This is a genomic window from Pedobacter sp. GR22-6 (assembly GCF_037402555.1).
Lineage (GTDB): Bacteria > Bacteroidota > Bacteroidia > Sphingobacteriales > Sphingobacteriaceae > Pedobacter.
Genome location: NZ_JBBEUC010000002.1, coordinates 23,341 through 49,394, shown reverse-complemented (window position 1 = coordinate 49,394; position 26,054 = coordinate 23,341). Strand labels below are relative to the sequence as shown.

Below are 26,054 nucleotides of genomic sequence, written 5' to 3'. Positions count from 1 at the left end.
ATTAAATTAAAATGAAACCTGTAGTCCCACAGTATAAACTGCAAGTGGTGGAAGGGAATAAGCCCTTGTTTCAGGGTCAAAGCCATCGTAGTTGCTGATCGTGAACAAGTTTTGTCCCTGTAAGTAAACGCTGAGGTTTTTCAGCTTAATCTGTTCCAGTGCATTACCGAAATCATAACGCAGGGATATGTTCTTCAACCTAATGAATGAGGCATCAACCCAGTTTGCAGATGACAGCCTGTACTGGTTCTGGTAAGCGTTGTAAATTGGTTTACCAGATGTAGTACTTGCTCCGGGAATGTTTGCCGGGTCGCCGGGACTTCGCCACCTGTCGAGTGCACTCACATCCTTGTTCTTCAAAATCCCGTTAGAATACGACAGGTAGCCATAGTTTAATCCTTGTCCTTCCTGTTTCACAAATTGAATGAAGAAATCGAGACTAAGTTTTTTGTAGGATAGGCTGTTTTTCATACCTGCAAAGAACGTAGGCATGGTATGGCCGAGGGTCACCAGATCAGCAGGATCCGACACGGCATTGTCACCGTTTAAATCCTGGAAGAGCGGCACTCCGGTGTTGGAATCAATCCCAGTGAAACCGAAACCTCTCACAATAGATAAAGGCTGCCCGATCACATAAGTGCTCGCGTATGAGCTATTTTCAAGCCCAGGATATTTTAGCAATTTATTCCTGGAAAAGGTCATGTTCATTGAGGTACTCCATTTGAGGTTTCCTGAATTGACATTGTTCATAAAAAGCTCGAACTCCAGCCCTGTGTTTTGTACCAATGCCGGCAAATTGGCCGTGTAGCCATCGAAACCGGATTGTGGTGATAGGGCGTAATCAATCAATTGGTTGTCGGACCGGTTGCGGTATACATTGGTAGTCAGCAAAAACCTGTCGTCTAAAAAGCCAAGCTCTAAAGCTGCTTCCAATTTCCGGGTAACCTCCCAGCTATAGGATCGGTTTGCAAAACGTGTCGGAGCCAAACCGCTGATCCCACCATACGGATAGGAAGTAGAACTCCAGGTATCCAGATAGTTGTAATTACCGATCTGGTCATTACCCACACTACCAAAACTACCGCGTAGTTTACCAAAACTCAGAAAGCTGAGCTTGTCTTTAATAAAGTCTTCATTACTGAATACCCAGGCTGCACCTATGGCACCAAAATTACCAAATTGCTTATCCGGACCAAACCTGGAGGAACCATCCCGTCTGAATGTACCATTGATGATGTACTTTTCATCCAGGTTGTAAGTAAGACGCCCGAAAACCGAGGTATAGCGATACTTGACATAATTATACGATCTGGCCCTGAAAGTAGTGGCCGCACGGATATTTTCCAGTTGCTCATCACTCGAATAACCGGTTCCTTCCGTAGACTGGCCCTCCCGCAGGCTGTGCTGAAAAGAGGTACCTGCAAGGGCAATCAATTTCCCCCTACCCAATTTTAAATTGTATTCAGCCTGAGGCTCTACGATGAATGAATTCAGATAGGAATCTCCATAAATGCCCATGCTACCCGTATACGTCAGCGGATTGAAACTGGCTTTTGGTAAAGTTTGTACCTGATCCATGGTCATGCGGTTGAACCCTCCGGTCACCCTTAGTTCCAGACCATTGGCTACCTGATAACTGATATTGGCATCACCAATCAGATTCTGAGTTTTGGAACTGCTCTTCCTTTCCAGATAAGCAATTGGATTCTGTTCATTGCTATACCAGTAGTAGGCACCGGTAGCGTCATATACGGGCATGTTAGGCGCCAGATTAAAAAAACTGCTCAGGTCTGTAGGAATCGTATTATTTTCATCTGCAGTATATTTTATCGATCCTGAAATGCGGAATTTCCGGTCCAAAGAATTATGGTTTATCGACATGTTCATAGATCCACGCAAATAATTCAGATCTCCCGGAAGTGTAACCTGCTCATCACGGAAAGTGCCACTCAATAGAAAATTGGTTTGCTCTGATCCACCCCTGATCGATGCATAGATCTCCTTAAGGGGCGCAGAACTGCCTGTTAGCTTTTTTTGCCAGTTTTGATCCAGGTTTTGATCCCATTCCAAAAGATCGGCTGCATTGGTCAGGGTAGGTGTGACTCCATCATTCTGGAAAGCCTCCCTCCGCAATGCGAGGTAATCCTGGGTAGCCAGCATCTTTACGGGATTGTTGACCTTCGAAAAGCCCGTATAGGCTCTGATTGAAACTTCAGGTGCGCCGGGACGCCCTTTCTTTGTGGTGATCAGGATTACCCCATTTGCTCCGCGTGATCCGTAGATGGCAGTAGCATCTGCATCTTTAAGAATATCAATTTGCTCAATATCAGCCGGATTGATGCTACTCAAGGGACTTTGGTTTCCATTAGCGCCGGGAATCTGACTAAGTGACTCAGAGATAAAAGGCACACCATCTACAATATATAAAGGCTCAGTACCTGCACCGATAGAGTTATCACCCCGCAGACGAACATTGTAACCACTACCGGGGTATCCGTTAATGGCGGAGATCTCAAGTCCGGCAACCCGGCCCTGCAAAGCAGCCAAGGGGTCGGTCACTGGCTGCATGCTGATGTCTTTTGAACTGAAAGTAGTTACTGAACCTGTATTGGTACGTTTGGTGGTTGTGCCGTAGCCGACGACAACTACCGCGTCAAGTGTACTTACGTCAGGCGATAATCTAATGGCCAGCGATTTACCCTCCTCTACAGAACGTTCTGAAACTGCATAACCGATATAGGTGAAAACAAGAATATCTTTTGGAACTGCGTTGATTGTAAAGGCTCCTGAGGCATCGGTAACAGCGACCACATCAGTGCCTTTTACCCTGACAGATACTCCGGGCATAGGTAGTCCATTCTCATCCTTAACCGTTCCGCTGATGCCATCGGCTTTGTCAGCCATATGGAGCACATTGCTTTTCTTCCGGATGATGATACTGTTGTTTACCTGGCGGTACTCCAGGGAGGTGCCTTCAAGCAATTTTTTTAACACTTCTTCCATGCTCAGTCCTGAAGCATTGATGGCCTGATGTGTGATCCCGGCAATCATTTCTTTACGGTAAGCAAACCTGAAATCTGTCTGCTGTTCAATCCTGCTAAAACTGGCCTGAAGGGATGCAGCCGGAAAACTTGTTTTTAGCACAACTTCAGAAAGAGATTGGGCATTTCCCGTGGAAGCACTCATCGTGGAGGCAGCGGTGAGGAAAATAACCAAAATGAGCATGTTCACCTTCATAAAAAAACTTATTTTTTTGAGAAAATTTGGGTAATAAACCGGAATGACCCGGTTTGCAAATCGAGTAGAATTGTAATACATTGCATTGGTTTTAGTTGTTCAATCAATTAATAAGACCGTATGGTAAGCCCCGGTTGCCGCCGGGAGCTTACTTTTTTCGTCAGTGCTATCGTGGTGGTGGTTTGAAAATTCTCATGTATTTTATTGGGTTTAGGTTTGTGATATTTGATGTTAAAGCGGCGTACATCCCGGACCGTCTATATAAAGAACGTGCTGTTCTATGTGAAAAATGGCCCCTGTAATGTCTCCCACCACACTAAGCACCTGGCTTAACTCATTCCTGTTGAGGAAAGCTGCAGTAAAACGACAACGCTTAACTGCGTCATTTTTAAACTTTACTTCCAGGTTATAGCGTTGGGCAATCATTGCCGCTGCGGCCTCAAGCGTGATGTCGTCCATAATCAGCTCATCTGCTTTCCAGGATAGGACTTCATCAACATTAACTTTCGCTCTGGATACATTTCCTTTTCCAGGTTCCACCCACCGCAATTGCTGAGCGGGCGTTAAAACCGCCAAAGTCTGCATGGCATCCTGAACCATCACTTTACCCCGCGCCACCGTCACAGTCACCGAATCTGAATTGGGCCACGCCTTAATGTTGAATGCCGTGCCGAGCACAGTGGTGGTCAGTTTACCGGTATGAATGATAAATGCTCTTGAAGCGTCGTGGTTAACGTCGAAAAAGGCTTCTCCGGTCAGTGTCACTTCCCGCTTGCCATTCTTGCCAAAATCTTCCGCATAGTCCAGTAAGCTACCCGAATTCAGTATCACCGAAGTCCCGTCTGGCAATTTTAACCATTTGTGTGCTGTGTCATTTCCGGGAGGCCTATGAACCATAGACTGTTCCATTGTTACTGCTTCTTTCGGAAGGGGGGCCTGGAACCAGAAAAAATAACCTGCAATAATTAACAAAACTGCAGCAGCTGGAAAGGCAAACCACATTTTCTTAGCTGCTGGCTTCGCCAAGCCGGATTCCCTTTTGATCTGTTGCCAGAGTTCGGGCTTATTCAGTGGCGACTGGAGCCTGTAAATGTCTTTTATGCTTTGTTCATCAAGATGCGATTCTGCAGCTTTCATTGCCGCGACCCATTCCTCCTCATAACCACCGTCACGCAACTTTTGCAAAACGGTCTCCACTTGCGCTGCTGTACAACGGTTTAAAATATAATCAGTAAAAAGCTGCCTGGTTACCTGTTCCAAAATATCAGTATTTATAGCAATACACCTGGACCCGGGGGGTACATTGACTCCAGGAGAAAAAAAAGATTAAAATTTTGTAAACAGTAAGAGTAGCAGCGCACCATTTCTGACCATGAACTCTCTAATGGTCCGGATGGCTTTTACCATCTGGCTATTCACCGTGGCATAACTTAGTCCTAGTTTCTCTGCGGCCTGTTTGTAGGAATACCCATCCTGATGGCAAAGTTCATAGATTTCTTTGCGTTTATTAGGCAGGTGTTGCACTGCCTTGTCAAGAAGCTGCTCCGTCTGACGACGCTCCGTATATTCCATACCTGTTTCAGCTGAATCGAGCGCAAACTTCGAAATCTGCTCCGTAATGTGTTCTTCTTTCGAAGCACGCCGGATTACGTTGAGGGCTTTATTCCTGACAATCGTCAATAGGTACGGAGCGGCAGGCCGATTGCTGTCGAGCAGTTCCGCCTGTTCCCAAAGCTTCACAAAGCTATCCTGCACAACATCTTGGGCCAATTCAGGCGACTTAAGGATCATCAAAGCATACGCATAGGTACGGTCGACATGATTGGCATAAAACTGAGCAAAGGCCTGCGCATCCTTAGCTTTCAGTTTTTCCAATAATTCCTGTTCCCCCTTGTAAATTATATGCATATCCTTACAAATGTCATGACTTTTTATCCCTGGAGCATAATAAGCTTAAATCTAGCAATATTTTTAGCTTAAAAACACCTTTCCCCAAAAAACGCCCGATGATTTTCAGCGTAGCGCCATTAATCAAACCGATCTGGGGACAAAGATAGTTAAATGTTAAAGACTACAAAATCAGTAGTCTTTAACATCCCATCAATGACAGCAAAAAATTGCTTATGTAAAAGTGGGTATAAGAATCTATCCGAAGCCGAAACTTTAACGCTTTAAAAACACTTTCGTCGTGGTATTTCCTTCTTTTGCAGTAAACTCAAATTTACTGGCATCTAAGGCGGTGGGACTACAGCTGTAGAGCTTCCCATCGATCGTAATATTGAACTGGTCGCCAACGACAAACACATAGTTGCCATATTGGGTATTACCGTTCATCTTACGCTCAAGAATATCCTCTTCACCAGCTTTAAAATCGTAATAATCGGCAGAAGTGTAGTTGACCACGACAGGAACCGTACCTGCCAGCGTGGTCTCGGTCTTCACAAGTTCCCACCTTCCCAGGGCCTTTTCCCTTAGTGGCTTGTTTGCTTCAGTTTCTTTCTTACAACTGCTGATTCCGATGGTGAAAAATAAGGCGAGCGCAAAGAATAGTTGTTTTTTCATAGGGTTTAATTTCATTGGCCTGATGAGGGCCTTTATAGGTTTATGATTATTTAACATTAATTAACGTAAAAAATAGCCGGTTATTTTTGAACCAAACTAAATACGAACTAAATTCGTTATTAGATTTTTGTATATTAAATGGGTTTAGAACCAGATAATTTAAATTAGTTGCTTATATTTTTTAATTTCGCAGAACATAAATAAGAAACATGGAAGAATTTGAAGTGAGCGATGCTTCTAAGAAGACAAAAACCATTTACATTTCTACAATATTCAGTATTGCCCTGGTTTTACTCATGCTGGGTATGCTGGGACTCATCCTGGTCCATGCAAAGAACCTGTCCAATTACGTCAAGGAAAATATTGTGCTGAACATCATTGTAGATGAGGGCGCAAAGGAAACGGATGTACTGGCTTTTCAAAAAGAACTGAATGCCAATCCTGCGGTAAAAAACACCCAATACGTCAATAAGGAAATGGCAGCAAGAAACCTGACCAATGATCTCGGTGAGGACTTTGTTAATTTCCTGGGCTATAACCCCCTGCTGTCAACCGTAGATGTTTACCTGAAGGCTGATTATGCCAACAACAAAAGTATCGATGCACTGAAAGCGAGCATCGGCAAAAATCCAGTGGTCAAAGAAGTGATCTATCAAAGCTCGTTGATCGATATGGTCAACAAGAACATCAATACCATCGGGCTCATCATCCTGGGTTTTGCCGTTATTCTTTTAGTGATTTCTATTGCGCTGATCAACAACACCATTCGCCTGGCCATTTATTCTCAGCGTTTCCTGATCAAAAGTATGCAACTGGTGGGTGCTACCAGAAACTTCATCCGCAAGCCATTCATTTTACTGGCGGCATTGCATGGATTGATTGCAGCCTTTATTGCGATACTCATTCTGCTGGGCATTTTATACTACGTGCAAAGGGAAATCCCTGAAGTCGTGCTGCTCAGAAATTATACAGAATTTGGAATCGTGCTGCTTGGGCTGGTTGGCATCGGCATTTTCATCACCGGCATCAGTACCTCCTTTGCGGTCAGCAAATATTTACGTTTAAAAATTTACGATCTTTATAGATAATGACAGAAAAAAAGAAAGAAGAACTCGTCTTCACCAAAAAGAATTACCAATTGCTGCTGATCAGCATCGCAATCGTTGTGGTAGGTTTTGTACTGATGATCGGGACTACCGACATCTATGATTTCAGGAAAACACTGCTAGCCCCTATGGTGGTATTGACTGGCTTTGGTTTTGGAGTTTATGCCATCCTAAAGAAATAAATTCATGGATTACCTACAAGCCATAATCCTTGCTGTAATAGAAGGGTTAACGGAGTTTTTGCCTATATCTTCTACCGGCCACATGATTATCGCCAGCTCATTTATGGGCATCGCTAGCGATCCTTTCGTGAAATTATTTACCATCATCATCCAGCTGGGCGCTATCCTTTCAGTCATTGTGCTGTATTTCAAACGCTTTTTTCAAAGCATCAATTTCTACATAAAACTGATCATCGCATTCATCCCCGCAGCAGTTTTCGGTTTTTTGCTGAGTGACCGCATTGATCAGATGCTGGAAAGCCCACTTACTGTAGCAATTTCATTGGTTATTGGCGGTGTGATCCTCCTCTTTGTAGACAAATGGTTCAGCAACCCTACCATCCATGAAGAGAAAGACATCAATTACCTGACTGCTTTAAAAATCGGCTTTTTTCAATGTCTGGCGATGATACCCGGTACATCCAGGTCCGGAGCGAGCATCGTAGGCGGCATGTCTCTGAACCTGAGCAGGAAAGTAGCTGCAGAGTTTTCATTCTTCCTGGCAGTGCCGACTATGTTCGCTGCAACGGCAAAGAAACTCCTTGATTTCTATAAGGAAGGGCATACCATCAGCACAGAACAGGTACAAATACTTGCTGTAGGCAATGTGGTGGCTTTTATTGTGGCACTGCTTGCCATCAAAAGCTTTATCGGATTCCTGAATAAAAACGGGTTTAAATTATTTGGCTGGTACCGCATTATTGCAGGGATCATCATCATTATATTGCTGCAAAGCGGGCATAACCTGCAAATTATATAACCATACTACATTTTGAGTAAAGAGAAATTAGAGGAAAGAACGTTCAACTTTGCTGATGGTGAGCTGCTGCTGATCAACAAGCCTTATAAATGGACAAGCTTCGATGTTGTGGGTAAGATCAGAAATTCTCTGAAACCTCAAAAGCTGAAGGTGGGCCATGCCGGCACTTTAGATCCTCTGGCAACCGGTCTGCTGATCATCTGTACAGGAAAATTGACCAAACAGATCGATACATTCCAGGCAGAGGAAAAAGAATATACCGGCACAATGGTCCTGGGCGCCACGACTCCCTCCTTCGACATGGAAACGGTTGTAGATCAGGAATTTCCTATTACAGGTATCACCGGAGAACAAATCTATGCCGCGACGGCTCCATTTAAAGGAAATATCCAACAATATCCACCCGCACATTCTGCAGTAAAAGTGAATGGCGAACGTTTATATGTGAAAGCCAGACGGGGTGAAGAAACAGAACTGCGCCTGCGCGATGTGACTGTATCTGAATTTGAGATTACCCGCATCGATTTACCGGAAGTCGATTTCCGGATCGTCTGCAGTAAAGGGACCTACATCCGCTCCCTGGTCTCTGATTTTGGCAAACAACTGAATAATGGAGCTTACCTATCCAAGCTGACACGTACCCGCAGCGGTAGTTTTTTACTGGAAAATGCATTTGAGGTAGCCGATCTGGTTAGCTATCTTAGGCAAAAAAGAGAAGAACCACCAATTCCGGAGCCCTCAATTTAACCTACTATGCAGAGCCACTTTAAAAGCAAAAACACTCGGTTCATCAAGGACCTCCTGCTCATCACCTGTGGTATTGTATCTGCTTGTTTCGGACTGAAGAGTTTCCTCATGCCAAATGAATTTATTGACGGGGGTGTAACGGGAATTTCCCTTATCATCAGGACCCTTACTGGCTACAATTTGTCTTACCTGATCATCCTGATCAATATCCCTTTCGTGATCCTGGGTTTCAAACAGATTGGAAAGGGTTTTGCCATAAAGACTTCTGTGGCCATCGTGGCCCTGGCCTTGTTGCTGAGCATTCTGCCATTTGAACCCATCACCCATGAAAAACTACTGATCGCCGTATTCGGTGGTCTCTTCCTGGGTGGCGGTATCGGCCTGGCGATGCGCGGGGGCTGCGTGATCGACGGGACAGAAGTACTGGCTTTGTACATCAGCCGAAACAGCATGCTTACGGTCGGTAACACCATTTTGATCCTCAACATCATCATTTTCGCATTCGCTGCAATATTCCTTGGCATAGAAACAGCGATGTATTCTATCCTCACTTATTTGTCGGCCTCCAAAACGGTAGACTTTGTGGTGAACGGACTGGAACAATATACCGGAGTAACGATCATATCAGATAAGAATGAGGAGATTAAAGCGTTTATCATTGACAAAATGAAGCGTGGCGTTACCATCTACAAAGGCGAAGGGGGCTATGGGATTAAAAAAGAAATCGATATTTTATATACTGTAGTAACCAAACTGGAAATGAGCAAGCTACAGGGAGAGATCAGGCAGATTGATCAGGATGCCTTTGTGGTGCAGCAGCAGATTGCGGACATCAAAGGTGGTGTAGTGAAACGCCAGACTTTACATTAATTTGAATTGACCTTGAAGATATACCATCATTTTTCAGAATTTAAAAAACTCGATAAGGCCGTAGCTACTATAGGAACTTTCGACGGTGTACATTTTGGCCACCAGAAGATCATCAGACGCTTATGCGAACGGGCCAGCGCCACCGGTGGCGAAAGCGTGATCCTTACTTTTTTCCCTCATCCCAGGCTGATCATAGATCCGGAGAACCAGGACCTGAAAATGATCAATACCATCACCGAAAAAGCGAAAATACTGGAAGAACTGGGTGTAGATCACCTCATTATTACTCCTTTCACGCGGGACTTTTCCAATCTAAGTGCAGAGGAATACATCAGGGATATCCTGGTTGGCACCATCGGGATCAAACACCTGATCGTAGGCTATGACCACCGTTTTGGTAAAGACCGGAAAGGTGGGCTCAAGGAACTGGAGGAACTCTCAGCAGTATACGATTACAGGATCGAAGAAATTCCTGAACAGGACATCAACGATGTGGCGGTAAGTTCTACGAAGATCAGGACAGCCCTGCTCAACGGAGAAGTTGCACTGGCAGCAGAATACCTTGGCTACCACTTCTCCATTTCGGGAAGGGTGATCAAAGGCGACAAAATCGGCCGCACAATCGGCTATCCTACGGCTAATCTTTTCGTAGAAGAAACTTATAAACTGATCCCATCTGATGGCATCTATGCAGTCAGGGTAGCGATGCAGGAAGGGGAATTTAAAGGAATGGCTTACATTGGTCAGCGCCCTACCATCAATGGCATGACCAGAAACATTGAAGTGAACATTTTTGACTTCAATAAAGAAATTTACGGTCAGGACATCACCATGACTTTCCTTGAATTCCTGAGGCATGATGTGAAATTTACTGGCCTGGAAGCTCTGAAAGAACAACTGAAAATAGATAAGGAAAATACGCTAAATTACTTTAAAAATAGCTTGTAACTAAAATATAGCGCCCAGTTTTGGGCAAAAAAGGGCATTTTTATGTATCTTACGGCAAACCCGTTTTTTATATGATACATCTGCCAGTCTTAATCACTGATCTGGGCCTGATTCTTGCCGCTGCCGGGGTAACTACACTCCTTTTTAAAAGAATAAAACAACCGCTGGTACTTGGCTATATTCTTGCCGGCCTTTTGGTTGGCCCGCACATCAAATTTATCCCTACAGTAACCGATAATGAGAGTATCCACATCTGGGCTGAAATTGGGGTGATCTTCCTGCTCTTCAGTCTTGGACTGGAGTTCAGTTTCAAGAAACTGGTCAAAGTCGGGGGCTCTGCATCCATCACCGCCATCGTAGAGGTGGCATTTATGCTCATTACAGGTTTTGTTGCCGGTATGGCCATGGGATGGTCTACCATGGACAGCATATTTCTGGGCGGAATCCTCTCTGTATCTTCCACAACAATCATCATACGGGCCTTCGAGGAACTCGGGGTAAAGCATAAGAAATTCGCCGGACTCGTATTTGGTGTCCTCATAGTAGAAGATCTGGTAGCCATTTTACTCCTGGTTCTGTTATCGACCCTGGCCGTAAGTCAGCAATTTGCTGGTTCTGAAATGCTGATCTCCATACTGAAACTTTGTTTCTTCCTGGTACTCTGGTTTATTGGCGGAATTTTCCTGGTTCCTACTTTCTTAAAGGCCACACGCAAACTCATGAACGACGAAACCATGCTGGTGGTTTCTATTGCACTTTGCCTGATCATGGTACTGCTTGCGGTAAAAGTAGGCTTCTCCCCAGCGCTAGGCGCATTCATCATGGGTTCTATATTGGCGGAGACCACGCAGGCGGAACGTATTGAACACCTGACTAAATCTGTAAAAGACCTTTTTGCTGCGATTTTCTTCGTTTCAGTGGGAATGCTGATCGATCCAAGCATCCTGATCGATTATGCCGTTCCGATCCTCATCATCACACTGGCAACCGTGCTGGGTAAATTCCTGAGTTCCGGGATGGGTGCATTGGTGTCGGGCCAGCCGCTCAAAACATCCGTACAAACCGGAATGAGCCTGGCACAGATCGGGGAGTTCTCCTTCATCATCGCCACATTGGGCCTGACCCTTAAAGTAACGAGCGATTTCCTCTACCCTATTGCTGTAGCAGTATCGGCCATCACCACCTTCACTACCCCCTACCTGATCAAATTTTCGGAACCTTTCTACCGCTTCCTGGAACGTAAACTGCCTCAGAAATGGGTAGAAGGCATCAACAGGTACAGTTCAAGTACTGCCGGTATCACTACGCTGAGCGACTGGAAAATATTGCTCAAATCCTATAGCTTCAATACAATCATTCACGCTGTAATCCTGATCGCACTGGTCTTTTTGGGCTCCAGATACCTGCAGCCCTTCATCACCAAAAACATCATCAATGGCAACAATGGCATCATCATTAGTCTGGTGCTCAGCTTGGTGATCATGACCCCATTTCTCTGGGCGCTGGCCATCCGCAGGATCGAACGAAAAGCCTATACCAACCTATGGCTCAATAAAAAATACACCAGGGGGCCACTCGTCGCCCTGGAGGTACTCCGGATTGCACTGGCTATCTTTTTCGTCGGCTTTCTAATCTACCAGTTCTACAGTACCATATTGGCACTGGGTATTGCACTGGTGCTGATCATATCGGGGATGATCATTTTTTCCCGAAAGCTACAAGGCTTTTACAACCGATTGGAAAGCCGGTTCCTGCTCAATCTCAACGCGAGAGAGGCACAAAAGGCACAACCGGAAATTCTGCCCTGGGATACCCACCTGGCCGAACTGACCGTAGCTCCGGAATCACGTCTGGTGGGCCAGACGCTGGTAGACCTGTCTGTAAGGGAAAAATACGGGATCAACATTGCCCTGATCGAAAGGGGCAAGATCATGATCCCTACGCCTGGCAGGGACGAACGTTTGTACCCTAACGACAAAGTACTGGTCATCGGAACTGATGATCAACTGGCATCGGTAAAGGAACTTTTTGAGGGCAGTATAGAAGAAAATAACGAATCCAGCTTCCCTAAGAAAGACATGACCCTGCAAAAGATCGTGATCAACAGCAGTTCACCAGTCTATGGACAAAGTATCCGTAATTCCGGGATCCGGGAAACCACGCAGGGTCTGGTGGTAGGTATCGAACGAAAAGGCGAGCGGATTCTGAACCCTGATTCCAATATGGTATTTGAGAATGAAGACATCGTCTGGATTGTGGGCAACAACAAAAAGGTTCCCGATTTGTTAAAATAGAAATTGTTCAGTTGACCAATAGACTGTACCTAGCAGCCAATGAAAATAGACCAGGAAAAGAGTGATTTTTTAGATGAGATGCTCAACCATTGGCGGGAGGAGCAATTGCTGTCCGAGGCCGATGTACAAAGGTTACGCGCAAGTTACGAGGCCAAAAGTTTCGACTGGCGCCGCCTGGCCCAATACTCTTTTTGGATTGCCATGGCCTGCGGAGTGATTTCCCTGGGTGCTTTGCTGATTGATAAAAAGGTACTTGATTACATGGAGCGGTTCTTCGATGCTTCCGACCTCATGATCAGCTTACTTTCAGCCCTCGCTGCCGGATTTCTATATTATTTTGCCTTTAAGAGGAAAACCACCAAATCACATAAGGTATTCAGCAATGAAGCCATGGTATTTTCAGGAGTAATGCTCACAGCCAATGCCATCGCTTACCTGGGAAAGGCTATTGATAAAGGAAGCGGACATTTTTCCCTGCTGATCCTCGCCTCTGTATTTATCTATGGGGTACTGGCCTATATCTTCAAGTCCCGACTAATCTGGGCATTTGTACTAATCTCCCTCGGCGCCTGGTTCGGAACCGAAACCGGCTACCTCTCGCGCTGGAACTGGTATTTCCTGGGTATGAATTACCCGCTGCGGTTCGTATTTTTCGGTCTCCTGATCACAGGCAGCTCTTTCTTCATCTCAAGGCACAAACAGCTGGGCATCTTCTTCCAGACCAATTATATCTGCGGAATGATCTATTTATTTGTCTCGCTTTGGCTCCTCTCTATTTTCGGAAATTTTGCTTCACTTGAGGAATGGTATAATGTCCGGCAGTTGAACCTCTTTTACTGGGCTTTACTTTCGGCGGGCATTTGTATCCTAAGCATTTACATCGGGCTGAAGAGGCGCGACGATATCGCAAGGGAGTTTGGCCTAACCTTCTTGTTCATCAACCTCTACACACGGTATTTTGAATACTTCTGGGACAGTTGGCATAAAGCAGTCTTCTTTTGCGTGCTGGCCGCCTCTTTCTGGCTCATTGGCCGCAGGGCAGAAAAGATCTGGAACCTGGAGTTTCTGAAGAAATAAAATTATTTGAGGAAGATCACGATCTGTTTAATGACCAGATATGAGGCCAGGCTCCAAAGAAATATAGCAATGGACTTATTGATCAAATAGCTGCTTAAGGCAAATTTTTCCTGGATATAACGCGCAAAGTGCGCATAGCCATAAAGTGCCAGGGCTGAACCGATACCTGAGCCCAGACTGAAAATCACCAGGGACAGATAATCTGTCTCAATCCATTCATGAAGGATCACATAATTGCCAAAAAACAGCCAAAATGGAATTTGTACCGGGTTTAAAATTCCCAATAACATCCCGTAAAATACACTGCCTTTTTTACTTTTATTGTCGTCCTTGGCTTTGGGTATTTTATTCCGGTGCTTCCAGGTAATGGTACCCATGACGATAAACAGTACCACCATAAAAGCATCAATATAGGTACTGATCCTTACTTCGTTGATATTGGCATCGAGGTTTACGTCACTGGATAACCAACGGGCAAAGCGCATCATCCCGAAGGTAAAACAAACCTCTACGCAGGAAAAAGAAAGAATAAAGGACCAGGCCTGGCGCATACCTTTATTAATGGTCAGCTGCGCAACTGTCAGGTTGATATTTCCAGGGGGTATATATCCCATGGCATTTAAAACGATCCCAAGAAAGAGTGTTAAAAAAAGCATTCGCGAAGATACAATTATTTCATATGTGCCTGTAAATACTTACCGGTATAGGACGATTTTACCTTAACCAAATCTTCAGGGATTCCTTCAAACACCACATTACCCCCTTTATCACCACCTTCAGGGCCAATATCGATCAACCAGTCAGCCGACTTGATCATATCCATATTGTGCTCAATCACCAGGATCGTATTGCCTTGCTCTATTAATGTATTTAAAGCAATCAACAACTTCTTAATGTCATGAAAGTGCAGACCTGTAGTAGGTTCATCAAAGATAAAGAGCGTTTTATTGGCATTATTTCCCTTAATCAGAAAGGAAGCGAGTTTGATCCGTTGCGCTTCTCCTCCGGACAAGGTATTGGAAGACTGCCCCAGATGTACATAGCCCAACCCTACATCTACCAAAGGCTGAAGTTTATTCAGGATTTTTGGTTCGTCCTTAAAGAAAGCTACTGCCTCATCTATCGTCAGATCCAGGATATCTGCCACATTTTTATCCTGATAGGTCACGTCAAGCACCTGCTGCTTGAATCTGCGCCCACCGCATGCCTCACAAGGCAGGTAAATATCTGCCATAAACTGCATCTCGATCTTCACTTCACCTTCGCCCTGACAAACATCACAACGGCCTCCCTCTACATTGAAAGAAAAGGCAGCTGGTTTTAATCCTCCTGCTCTGGAAGCCGGCAATGCCGCAAACAGCGCACGGACATCGTCCCAGGCTTTTACATAGGTTACCGGATTGGACCTCGAGGAACGGCCAATAGGGTTCTGGTCTACCATCTCCACCTGGCTCACCAGCTCATAATTGCCGAATATGCCATCATAAGATCCGGTCTGCTCGCCCGCATAATTGCCAATGGCTTTTTGCAGGGCCGGGTACAGGATCTTCTTGACCAGACTGGTTTTACCGGAACCGGAAACACCACTGACCACCGTAAATACGCCCAAAGGGAACTTCACGTCGATATTTTTCAGGTTATTTTCTCTTGCGCCCTTGATCAGGATGTGATCTTTCCAGGCCCTCCGTTTTCCGGGCACAGCGATTTGCTCTTTACCCGATAGGTATTTCCCCGTAAGGCTTTTTTTATCTTTAATGATCTGATCGTAAGTACCGCTGAAGACCAGGTTTCCACCATGTGTACCGGCTTCAGGACCAATGTCTATGATGTGATCTGCAGCACGCATCATTTCTTCTTCATGCTCCACTACCAGCACCGTATTCCCTACGTTCCGGAGCGACACCAATACTTCAATGAGTTTATTGGTATCCCTCGGATGCAAACCAATACTTGGCTCATCCAACACATAAACAGAGCCCACTAGACTGCTGCCCAGCGAGGTAGCCAGGTTGATCCGCTGGGACTCCCCGCCGGAAAGGGTGTTGGAAAGTCGGTTCAAAGTCAGATAGCCCAGACCGACATTATTTAAATACAGAACCCTGCTCGAAACTTCCGCGAGCAGACGTTTTGCGATCTTTTCATCATTGGCAGACAAGCTCAGGTTATCGAAGAAATCGAGGATGGTCGACAAGGGCATCAATACAATGTCGATGATCGACTTATCGTTGATCCTGACATAAGATGCATCCTTACGAAGCCTGGAACCTTTGCAGTCCGGGCAATTGGTTTTACCGCGATAACGGGAAAGCATGACGCGGTACTGGATTTTATAGGTTTGCTCCTCCAGCTCTTTGAAAAATGCATCAAGCCCGGCGAAGTATTTATTACCGGTCCAAAGCAGCTGTTGCTGCGCTGTGCTCAGTTCACTGAAAGGGCGGTGAATCGGAAAATCAAATTTACCGGCAGTAGCGATCAGCTTATCCAGCCAAACCCGCATTTTCTCTCCGCGCCAGGGTGCAATCGCATTGTCATACACGCTTTTACTTTTATCAGGGATGACCAGGTCTTCGTCAATACCGATCACATTTCCGTAACCTTCACAGCGTTTACAAGCACCGTATGGATTGTTGAAACTGAAGAAATTGGGAGTCGGCTCTTCAAAACGGATACCATCCAGTTCGAAACGGTCGCAGAAATGCTGCTGCCCAGCCTCATGCTCTACATAGCAGTCGCCCTTACCTTCAAAAAAAGCAGTCTGCACAGAATCTGCGATGCGGCTCAGTGTCTCTTCATCGTCGTTTACCACGATACGGTCGATCAGGATCCGGATGGTATGTTCATCGCTCAGTTCGAAATCTTTAAAAGATCCATCTTCCAGGATATTTTCGATCTTTTCTACTTTACCCAAATAGGATACCCTTAAAAAACCCTTTTGCAAAAGCACTGCAAGCTCTTCTTTTACAGAACGGTTGTTGTGCGGAAAAAGGGGGCAAAAGATCGTCACCACACTTTCATTTCCCAATCCCGAAATAAAATCCACGACCGTACTTACCGTATCTTTTTTAACCATTTCACCGGAAACAGGAGAATAGGTTTTACCGATCCTGGAGAACAGCAGTTTCAGGTAATCGTAGATTTCCGTAGAGGTGCCCACAGTAGAGCGTGGATTGGAAGTGATCACCTTTTGCTCTATGGCAATTGCGGGTGCAATACCCTTTATATAGTCTACATCAGGCTTATTCATCCTTCCCATAAACTGTCGGGCATAGGATGACAAACTCTCGACATAACGTCGCTGACCTTCAGCATACAAGGTATCAAATGCCAGTGACGACTTACCCGAGCCGGACATTCCGGTGATGACCACCAGTTTGTTTTTAGGGATCGCAACATCAATGTTCTTCAGATTGTGAACTCTGGCACCTTTTATGATTATATGTTTGTGTGGATCTTTGTCGATTTCCTTATTCATTGATTTCTGGATAGAATGTGCAAATATAACGCAAAAATAAGCCTGAAGATTTAATTGATTTTTTTTAACACTTTTTATATTGATTTGTAATAAAAAAATGCTTCTTTTGAATTGTTAACTAACGGATTATACCACCACATCAAAACGAATAGGAGAAAAGATATCGAAACAAACATCTACTAAGTATTTTTTAGCAAACGCAGAAAAGGGAATTTAGTAAGGATACTCCTATGAAATTACAACAGAACAGTGATCAGGAATTGGTAAAATTATACCTGGCGGGCGACGAGTCCGTCCTGGAGGAACTTTTACGTAGACATAAGTCAAAGATTTACACCTCCATTTATTTATTGGTGAAAGACCAGTACCTGGCAGAAGACATCTTTCAGGATGCCTTTATCAAAGTGATCAATACTTTAAGGTCTGGCAGGTACAATGAAGAAGGAAAATTCTTACCATGGGTAATGCGCATTGCCCACAACCTCGTGATTGATTATTTCAGGCGCGAAAAGCGCGGTCCTGTAATCACCAGTGCCGATGGTACAGATGTATTCAACCTCCTGCAGTTCCAGGAAGAAAGCGCGGAAGACAGAATGTTGCGGGAGCAGACCCACTATGATCTCCGTACGATGATCAGACTTCTGCCCGATGACCAGAAAGAAGTATTGATCATGAGGCACTATGCCGACCTCAGTTTTAAAGAGATCGCAGAACTCACCGATGTGAGCATCAATACGGCTCTGGGAAGGATGAGGTATGCCCTCAGCAACCTTCGTAAGATGATGAAGGTGAAGGAAATATCTTAATTTAGCTTGTAAAAAAGAAATTACAAATAATTATAGTAAGGGTTAAAATAAATTAAGAACTAAGTCGTTTATTAGTAAAACAAATACGCGACAATTGCTTATGATAAAAACCTCTACTTCAGTTAACAAATTAAATTACCCACAGCAAAAGCAGGAAATATTACCTGCTCAGGACCTGGAAGCGAATGACCTGGTGTTTTATGAAAGCATCAGAGCTCAATTGGATAGTTTAACCAAAAGCCCTTCAGATGAAATCATCTCGAAGATTTTGGCCCACTCCAAAGCTTTGTAATTTAATTCCGGAATTTAAGCCGCCAAAAATTTGGCGGCTTTTTTTATTTTCCTGCTTTTATCTCTAAGTTTGTCCATGCTGAAAAAAGAACGTTACCAGCTTTTTGTATCCCATTTTTCTGTCAAGCAACCCGATGCAGAAACAGAATTGCATTACAACAATCCCTTCCAGCTTCTGGTCGCAGTTATTCTATCTGCTCAATGCACAGATAAGCGCATCAACCAGGTGACGCCTGCCCTCTTCCAACGTTTTCCGGATGCCAAAGCTTTGGCAGAGGTGACTCCGGATATCGTATTCGACTACATTAGGAGCGTAAGCTATCCAAACAATAAAGCAAAGCACCTGGTCGGAATGGCCAATATGCTGCTGAACGATTTCAATAATGAAGTGCCCTCAGATATAGATCAATTGCAGAAAATGCCGGGTGTAGGCAGAAAAACGGCAAATGTGATCGCATCTGTCATCTATAACGCACCCGCCATGGCTGTCGACACCCACGTCTTTAGGGTAGCCAATAGAATTGGCCTGTCGTCAGGAAAAACACCGCTCGCCGTTGAGAAAGACCTGGTAAAGCACCTGCCGCAAGAAGTGATTCACGTAGCCCACCATTGGCTGATCCTGCATGGACGCTATGTGTGCGTAGCCAGATCACCAAAATGCAGCATCTGTGAGATTACAGATTTTTGTAAATATTTTCAAACTTCTAAGAAAACAACTAAAAAATTTAGTGAAATCCCGCAGGAAAAATAAAATATTTTGATAAAAATTTGTTTTTTAGGATTAAATATCAATACATTTGCTAACATAATTAGCACAAACAATACGATTTCAATATAGCACAACATATGAGTACAAGCGCAGATAAATTAAAAGCACTACAACTTACACTGGATAAGTTAGAAAAATCATACGGTAAAGGTACGGTAATGAAACTGGGCGATAATGCTGTAGAGCCTATTGAATCCATTTCTACGGGATCCATCAGTTTGGATATTGCCCTCGGCATTGGCGGCGTTCCAAAGGGAAGGATCATCGAGATCTACGGTCCTGAATCTTCCGGTAAAACAACACTGGCCACACACATCATTGCAGAAGCTCAGAAAAAGGGTGGTATTGCTGCAATTGTGGATGCGGAGCATGCTTTCGACAAGGGTTATGCAAAGAAATTAGGTGTTGATGTAGACAATCTCCTGATCTCTCAACCGGATAACGGTGAGCAGGCACTGGAGATTGCAGACAACCTGATCAGATCGGGTGCAATTGATGTCATTGTAATTGACTCTGTTGCAGCACTGGTTCCTAAAGCAGAGATCGAAGGTGAGATGGGAGACTCTAAGATGGGTCTTCATGCACGTTTAATGTCTCAGGCATTGCGTAAACTTACAGGTACCATTTCCAAGACCGGATGCTGCTGTATCTTCATCAACCAGTTGCGTGAAAAGATCGGCGTTATGTTTGGAAATCCTGAAACTACCACCGGTGGTAATGCCTTAAAATTCTATGCTTCTGTGCGTTTAGATATCCGCAGAACTTCCCAGATCAAAGATTCTGATGAAGTTTCAGGTAACAGGGTTAAAGTAAAGATCGTAAAAAATAAAGTGGCACCTCCTTTCCGTATTGCGGAATTTGACATCATGTTCGGAGAAGGTATTTCCAAGATCGGTGAAATCATCGACCTTGGCGTAGATTTCAACGTCATTAAAAAAGCAGGTTCATGGTTCTCTTATGGAGATACCAAACTTGGACAGGGAAGAGATGCAGTAAAACAACTGCTTTTAGACAATCCAGAACTTGCTGATGAAATGGAAGCAAAGATCCGTGCCGAAGTAACCGGTGAGAAACTGGAAGAAGCATAAGCAATCGGTTTACACCATAAAAAAAGGGCTTGTCCGGCAAATGCTGAACAAGCCCTTTTTTTTAAAGCTCAGCTTATCTGTAACTCGGTGCAGCCGCGTTATTCGGCACACCTGTCTGCGACTGCAAAAACTTCGCATCAAACTTCACGATGGTCACAAGGGCGACAATAGCCATGACCACCAGGATAACCAGGCCCAGATAATTCTTATTCTTATCCTTTCTGATGATCCAAACCAGAAAAATGACCAAAGGGATCAACATCAAACCAAAAAACACAAAACTCATCGTTGTCATAATTACTTATTTTATCTGATTAAAATTCCATTCTTGATAAAGGAGCTACGTCCTGACCGACAAAATCTCCCTTTAAATATTTATGGTAGCCTGCTATAGCAATCATGGCCGCATTGTCCGTGCAGTATTCGAATGCCGGAATATAAACTGACCAACCCTGCTCAAGGGCCATCGTTTGCAAAGCCAAACGGAGTCCGCTGTTTGCCGACACCCCTCCCGCTATGGCAATTTGTTTGACGCTGAATTGCTTCGCTGCTTTCTTTACCTTGTTAAGTAAGATCGTCACAATGCTGTGCTGCACCGAGGCACAGATGTCGTTCAGGTGTGTGGCTATAAAATCCGGATTTTGCTTTTCCTTATCCCGGATGAAATACAATATAGAAGTCTTTAAACCACTAAAGCTGTAGTTCAGGTCCTTGATCTGCGGCTCTCCAAATTTATAGGCTAAAGGATTTCCTTCTTTAGCATGTTTGTCAATGAGCGGTCCACCCGGATAAGGCAGATTCAATAGCTTTGCTGTCTTATCAAAAGCCTCACCCGCAGCATCATCCAGTGTTTCTCCCACAATCTCCATATCAAAATAATCTTTCACCAACACAATCTGCGTATGTCCGCCTGAAACCGTAAGACAAAGAAAAGGAAATTCCGGTCGGGGCTCATCAATAAAATGGGCAAGGATATGTGCATGCATATGGTTTACCGCGATCAAGGGCAAGTCCAAGGCAAGCGCAAAAGATTTTGCGAATGAAACACCTACCAGTAAAGAACCTAAAAGACCAGGTCCCCGGGTAAAAGCCACAGCATTCAATTCCTTTTTCGTAACTTTAGCATCATTAAGCGCCTGCTGAATTACTGGAACTATATTTTGTTGGTGCACCCTCGAAGCCAATTCGGGAATAACACCCCCATAATTTTGATGAATTGTTTGGTTTGCAATAACATTGGCAGTAATTTTGCCGTTGTTACATATGGCAACAGAGGTTTCATCACAAGAAGATTCTATAGCAAGTATTACTGACACGTTGATAATTATTTAAGCTACAAAACTATTAAAAAACTATTAAAAATACTTCTTTGGACTGTTGCATCGATTTTATTACTCTTTGCTGTCATTCTGTTTTCAATCCAGTTCAAACCAGTACAAACATTTGTAGCAAAAAAAGCCGCGGCTTACTTATCAAAGGAACTCAACACCACCATTTCCCTGACCGGCTTATACATCAAACCTTTTAAATCTGTAGTACTGGAAAACCTGCTGGTTTTGGACCTCCAAAAAGATACCCTGCTCAACACGCCAAAATTCATTGTAGACATCAACCTGCTCTCCCTGGACCAGCGGATCGTAGACATCAATACCGTACAGATCAATAACGGCTCCTTTTACCTGAAATCCTATAAAGACGAATCAACGAACATCGACTTCATCATTGATTATTTCGATTCCGGTGCACCGACGGTCAAGAAAAAAAAGAAGCCCTATAAAGTTTCTTTCGACCGGGTAATCCTGAACAACTTTGCTTTCAGGTACAAAAACTTTAAAGTGGATACGGTAATCAAAGGAGTAAATTTTGAAGATGTACACCTGACCAGTCTGAATGGTATTTTTGAAAAATTGAATACCACCGACCACATCATCCAGACAGACATCAAAAACCTTACATTCAGAGAAAAAAGTGGCTTCTACCTCAAAAACCTGAGTGCATTTACTACAGTAGACACCAACCAGATCGAACTGAAGAACTTAATGCTGGTCACCAACAAAAGCCGTCTGTCGAATTACTTCCAGATGCGCTTTAATAAGTTTAAGGATTTCAACGACTATGTCAATAAGGTACGGATGAAGGCTGTGTTTGAAAATAGCTTCATTTCATCAAAAGACGTCTCCTATTTCACATCTGAACTGGATCAAATGAACCTGAACCTTGATATAGATGGTCAGATCACCGGCCTGGTGAATAACCTTAAAGCTAAAAAACTATCGCTGAAAGCAGGAAAAGCCACCTACATCAAAGGCGATTTTAGCCTCAAAGGTCTACCCTATATCAAAGAGACTTTTATGGACCTCAAGATCGAGATGGCTGGCACCAACAAAAAAGACCTCGATGCCCTGCTCACTGACGTGACGGGCAGAAAAAAGAAAATGGTTCCCGGCATCATTGACAAATTCGGGAACATCAATTTCAACGGTTCTTTTACAGGTTTTCAGAATGACTTTATCGCCTACGGAGAGTTTAAAACCAAACTTGGCCGACTGGTTTCTGATGTCAACATGAAAATCGACAAGCAGGGAACGCCTTCCTATAGTGGAAATGTCAAGACTTATGATTTCAACCTTGGAACCCTAATCAATGAAAAAAGCCTGGGCCGCCTTAGTGCCTCGCTTTATGTAAAAGGAAGGGGAACTGAATTGAAAAATCTTTCTGAAGACCTCAACGGGGACATTACTTATATAGATTTTAATAAGTACCGTTATCGAAATGTTAAAATTGCCGGAACCTTTGAAAAGAAATACTTTGACGGCAACCTGAAGATCAACGACAAAAACGTACAACTTGTCTTCGATGGTGGCGTAAACCTCAATCCGGAACTTCCCGTTTTCAATTTCAAAGCGACCATTGCCAATGCAAAACTAAAAGCACTTAACCTTTATAAAGACTCACTAAAGGTCGATGCCCGTTTCAGCACGAATTTTTCAGGCAATAACCTCAACAACATACAGGGTAGCCTGCTGATACAACAGATTCGGCTGGACAATGTTAAAGGCATCTACAATATAGATTCAGTACACCTGAAAGCAAATGGATTGGGAAAAGAACGAAGTCTGACCATCAACTCAGATATCCTGGATGCAAGCATCACCGGACAGTATGATTTAAATACCATTCCTTCCTATTATAAAGCCCTGGCAAAACGGTATATTCCATCACTAAAAATGGACATGGTACCTTTCGGCGACCAGATCTTTCAGTTCGACCTCAGGATCAAACGGTTTGAACCCATTGCAGAATTAGTGGTGCCTGGACTGGAAATAGAAGATCAGGCTGTGTTCATTGGAAATTTCGACTCACCAAACAATATTGCTACTGTCAACGGCTTTGTGAAAAAGCTGAAATACAAGGGCATTATCGTCAACAATATCATCGTCGATGAAAACACCTCTACCAACCAGCTGCAGGCAATTGTAACTTCCGACAGGGTGGATCTGAACGACTCCCTATACATGAAGAATGTCAACATTTCAAACATTCTGCGAAATGACAGCCTCTCGCTCAACGTCAAGCTTTCCAACGCCGACGACGCCAACCAACTGGATTTAAACGGCCTGGTAGAATTTGCGAATGACACCACTGCGAGAGTCAGCATACTTCCTTCCATATTGAAGATCAATAGTGAAGACTGGAAAATCCAGGAGAAGGTTCGGATTAACTTTCACCAGGGCAAAACAGAAATCAGCAATTTCGACCTGAGCAATGGGGAGCAGTTGCTCACCATCGACGGAACACTTTCTGATGACCCTAAGGACCTCCTGGCTGTAGGCTTCAAAAAGTTCAACCTCAAGACGATAAACCCTTTTGTAAAAACACTGGGCGTGCAGCTGTCGGGAGAAGCGAATGGAAAAACCAAGCTGTACAATGTATTGAAATCGCCCCGCATTTCTGATAGTTTACGAATAGATTCCCTGGGCTTTAACAAAATCTACATCGGTACGCTGACAGACACCTCTTCCTATGACCGAAACAGCAATCTGGCCAACATTTACACCAACATTATGGCAGGAGACAAGGAAACCTTGAAGCTCACCGGTAATCTGAATATGGAACAAAAGGAGATCGATCTGAATGTAAAACTGGATGACAGTGAACTGGCCGTTCTGGAACCTTTTGTAAATGAACTGGTATCGGACCTCAAAGGCAAAATTTCCACAGACCTTACCGTGAAAGGGCCCTTTAGTCAGCCACTGATCAATGGGGACCTCTCCTTCGATCAGGGAAAAATGACGATCAATTACCTGAAGACGACCTATACCTTAAATGATGAAGTCACCGTAAACAACAGCGTCATCAACATCGCTGACCTCAAACTACTGGATACAGAAGGAAATGAAGCCATAGCCAATGGAACTGTAGACCTGAACAACATCAACACGCCTACGCTTGATGTCATCGTGGAAGCAAAGGATTTCATGGCGCTAAATACCACAGAAAAAGACAATCCCATCTACTTCGGCAGGGCGTATGGAACCGGGACATTCAAATTCAAAGGGCCTACCAACAAGATGTCTATCGATATTGATGCCAAGACCGAAAAGGGTACTGTATTTAACCTTCCCTTAAACAGCTCAGAAACAGTATCCAGTAAAGATTTCATCAATTTTGTAAGTAAGGATACGGCTGTAGTCGTCGACCGAAAAACCAGTTTCGACGGATTGACCATGAGCCTGAAATTAAATGTGGACGCCAATAGTACGGCCAACATCTATACCAGCCTGGGTAAATTGAGCGGACGCGGATACTCTAAAAACCTCGACCTGAACATCAATAGTCTTGGCGATTTCGAGATGTCGGGAGATTACATCATTGAATCCGGAAGTTTCGACTTCACTGCTCAGGAGGTGATCAATAAGAAATTCAACATCAGGCAGGGCGGAACCATCCGGTGGACTGGAAATCCCACAGCTGCTCAGATCAACCTGAAAGCCATATATTCACTAAGGGCCAGCCTTAGCGATCTGTACACTGCGGCCAATAGGGACGGTTCTAATGCAGATGAAAGGGTACTGACGGAGGTGGAAATGAGCCTGACGGGGTCCCTAATGAAACCAGATCCGAGACTGGACATTTTCTTTCCCTCAAACCCGGCGATCAAAGAAGAGATGCAGTCTTATTTCAATGATGAGAACAACCGGAATCTGCAGGCGCTAAGTTTGATCCTCAGGAGAAGTTTTGCACCTGGCACTGGAAAAGAAGCCCTTGGAAAACAGCTTACCTCGGGTGTCGCCGCAACGGCTACGGAACTTCTGTTCAACCAGTTCAACAACGTATTGTCTACACTGAACCTCAACTTTGTTGACATCAATATCCGCTCGCTCAGCGAAGCCAATGCATCCTTCAGGTTCTTCAACGAACGCGTGATCTTAAATGCAGGTATTGTGGACAGACGCAGTACCAATGACCTATCGCCCATTGGTTTTACGAGGAATAATGTGGGTAGTGAAGTAGAGGTACTGACGCTCATTAAAAAAGACGGTACTTTAGTAGGTAAGCTGGCCAACAAGCCGCCTACTCAGCAAAATATTTTCAATACAGGCTTCAGTCAGAATACCAATGTAACTTCCCTTGGATTGATCTACACTCAGCAGTTTGACAGTTTCAGTGAGTTTCTGAAGCGGATTACCGGCGAATACAAAAGGGCTCAAAAAAAGAAAGCGGATGAGGAAAAATCCAAATCCGCTAAACCAGTTCCTGTGAAAGAAGCTATCCTTTCCGATAAAAAAACAAAAAGGAGATAAAT

At 44.2% G+C, this 26,054-nt stretch carries 21 protein-coding genes; 13 read left to right on the top strand and 8 right to left on the bottom strand.

Annotated features, from left to right (window positions below; all coding sequences use genetic code 11):
* Positions 1–6: 6 nt before the first annotated feature.
* From WAE59_RS07810 to WAE59_RS07795, 4 genes are all read right to left on the bottom strand, one after another.
* The gene (locus WAE59_RS07810) at positions 7–3,237 is read right to left on the bottom strand and encodes a SusC/RagA family TonB-linked outer membrane protein (protein ID WP_337855394.1); all 3,231 of its coding nucleotides are present in this window, start codon (positions 3,235–3,237) and stop codon (positions 7–9) included.
* A gap of 231 nt (positions 3,238–3,468) precedes the next feature.
* Positions 3,469–4,497, bottom strand: coding sequence for a FecR family protein (locus WAE59_RS07805; RefSeq protein ID WP_337855393.1), 1,029 nt, complete (start codon positions 4,495–4,497; stop codon positions 3,469–3,471).
* A 66-nt stretch (positions 4,498–4,563) separates the two neighbouring features.
* Positions 4,564–5,145: an RNA polymerase sigma factor gene (locus tag WAE59_RS07800; RefSeq protein ID WP_337855392.1), complete on the bottom strand. Its 582-nt coding sequence runs from the start codon at positions 5,143–5,145 to the stop codon at positions 4,564–4,566.
* Positions 5,146–5,400: 255 nt separating this feature from the next.
* Entirely contained in the window at positions 5,401–5,799 is a 399-nt protein-coding gene (locus WAE59_RS07795) for a hypothetical protein (protein WP_337855391.1), read from the bottom strand.
* Positions 5,800–6,008: 209 nt separating this feature from the next.
* Here WAE59_RS07795 and WAE59_RS07790 point away from each other — a divergent pair, with 209 nt between their 5' ends.
* The 8 genes from WAE59_RS07790 (at position 6,009) to WAE59_RS07755 (ending at position 13,822) form a co-directional block, all read left to right on the top strand.
* A complete protein-coding gene (locus tag WAE59_RS07790; protein ID WP_337855390.1) occupies positions 6,009–6,887 on the top strand; it encodes a cell division protein FtsX in 879 nt (292 codons plus the stop codon).
* Positions 6,887–7,087 (top strand): DUF3098 domain-containing protein, encoded by a 201-nt coding sequence (locus WAE59_RS07785; protein ID WP_337855389.1) that lies wholly within the window; start codon positions 6,887–6,889, stop codon positions 7,085–7,087. Before WAE59_RS07790 ends, WAE59_RS07785 begins: the two co-directional genes overlap by 1 nt.
* Before the next feature lie 4 nt (positions 7,088–7,091).
* Complete coding sequence (locus WAE59_RS07780; RefSeq protein WP_337855388.1) at positions 7,092–7,886, top strand: undecaprenyl-diphosphate phosphatase; 795 nt, start codon at positions 7,092–7,094, stop codon at positions 7,884–7,886.
* A gap of 12 nt (positions 7,887–7,898) precedes the next feature.
* Positions 7,899–8,633, top strand: coding sequence for a tRNA pseudouridine(55) synthase TruB (truB, locus tag WAE59_RS07775; protein WP_337855387.1), 735 nt, complete (start codon positions 7,899–7,901; stop codon positions 8,631–8,633).
* Between the two features lie 6 nt (positions 8,634–8,639).
* Positions 8,640–9,503, top strand: a complete 864-nt coding sequence (locus WAE59_RS07770) for a YitT family protein (RefSeq protein WP_337855386.1) — start codon at positions 8,640–8,642, stop codon at positions 9,501–9,503.
* A 12-nt stretch (positions 9,504–9,515) separates the two neighbouring features.
* On the top strand, positions 9,516–10,451 hold the full coding sequence (locus WAE59_RS07765) for a bifunctional riboflavin kinase/FAD synthetase (RefSeq protein WP_337855385.1): 936 nt from the start codon (positions 9,516–9,518) through the stop codon (positions 10,449–10,451).
* A gap of 71 nt (positions 10,452–10,522) precedes the next feature.
* Positions 10,523–12,745: a cation:proton antiporter domain-containing protein gene (locus WAE59_RS07760; protein WP_337855384.1), complete on the top strand. Its 2,223-nt coding sequence runs from the start codon at positions 10,523–10,525 to the stop codon at positions 12,743–12,745.
* A 39-nt stretch (positions 12,746–12,784) separates the two neighbouring features.
* On the top strand, positions 12,785–13,822 hold the full coding sequence (locus WAE59_RS07755; protein ID WP_337855383.1) for a DUF2157 domain-containing protein: 1,038 nt from the start codon (positions 12,785–12,787) through the stop codon (positions 13,820–13,822).
* Positions 13,823–13,824: 2 nt separating this feature from the next.
* Here the strand turns inward: WAE59_RS07755 and WAE59_RS07750 are convergent, their stop codons facing one another.
* Positions 13,825–14,436, bottom strand: coding sequence for a LysE family transporter (locus WAE59_RS07750; RefSeq protein ID WP_337855382.1), 612 nt, complete (start codon positions 14,434–14,436; stop codon positions 13,825–13,827).
* A 56-nt stretch (positions 14,437–14,492) separates the two neighbouring features.
* Positions 14,493–17,294 (bottom strand): excinuclease ABC subunit UvrA, encoded by a 2,802-nt coding sequence (gene uvrA / locus WAE59_RS07745; RefSeq protein WP_337855381.1) that lies wholly within the window; start codon positions 17,292–17,294, stop codon positions 14,493–14,495.
* Positions 17,295–17,524: 230 nt separating this feature from the next.
* On the opposite strand from uvrA, the gene WAE59_RS07740 reads away from it, so the two are divergent.
* The 4 genes from WAE59_RS07740 to recA all read left to right on the top strand — a co-directional run bounded on the left by WAE59_RS07740 (position 17,525) and on the right by recA (position 20,248).
* Positions 17,525–18,100: an RNA polymerase sigma factor gene (locus WAE59_RS07740; RefSeq protein WP_337855380.1), complete on the top strand. Its 576-nt coding sequence runs from the start codon at positions 17,525–17,527 to the stop codon at positions 18,098–18,100.
* A gap of 100 nt (positions 18,101–18,200) precedes the next feature.
* Entirely contained in the window at positions 18,201–18,392 is a 192-nt protein-coding gene (locus WAE59_RS07735) for a hypothetical protein (RefSeq protein ID WP_337855379.1), read from the top strand.
* 75 nt (positions 18,393–18,467) lie between these two features.
* Positions 18,468–19,142, top strand: a complete 675-nt coding sequence (gene nth, locus WAE59_RS07730) for an endonuclease III (protein WP_337855378.1) — start codon at positions 18,468–18,470, stop codon at positions 19,140–19,142.
* Positions 19,143–19,237: 95 nt separating this feature from the next.
* On the top strand, positions 19,238–20,248 hold the full coding sequence (gene recA / locus WAE59_RS07725; protein ID WP_337855377.1) for a recombinase RecA: 1,011 nt from the start codon (positions 19,238–19,240) through the stop codon (positions 20,246–20,248).
* Between the two features lie 73 nt (positions 20,249–20,321).
* On the opposite strand, the gene WAE59_RS07720 is transcribed toward recA, so the two are convergent.
* Both WAE59_RS07720 and tsaD read right to left on the bottom strand, forming a co-directional pair.
* Positions 20,322–20,543 (bottom strand): hypothetical protein, encoded by a 222-nt coding sequence (locus tag WAE59_RS07720; RefSeq protein WP_337855376.1) that lies wholly within the window; start codon positions 20,541–20,543, stop codon positions 20,322–20,324.
* 19 nt (positions 20,544–20,562) lie between these two features.
* The gene (gene tsaD, locus WAE59_RS07715) at positions 20,563–21,564 is read right to left on the bottom strand and encodes a tRNA (adenosine(37)-N6)-threonylcarbamoyltransferase complex transferase subunit TsaD (protein WP_337855375.1); all 1,002 of its coding nucleotides are present in this window, start codon (positions 21,562–21,564) and stop codon (positions 20,563–20,565) included.
* A 240-nt stretch (positions 21,565–21,804) separates the two neighbouring features.
* On the opposite strand from tsaD, the gene WAE59_RS07710 reads away from it, so the two are divergent.
* Positions 21,805–26,052, top strand: coding sequence for a translocation/assembly module TamB domain-containing protein (locus tag WAE59_RS07710; RefSeq protein ID WP_337855374.1), 4,248 nt, complete (start codon positions 21,805–21,807; stop codon positions 26,050–26,052).
* Positions 26,053–26,054 lie beyond the last annotated feature (2 nt).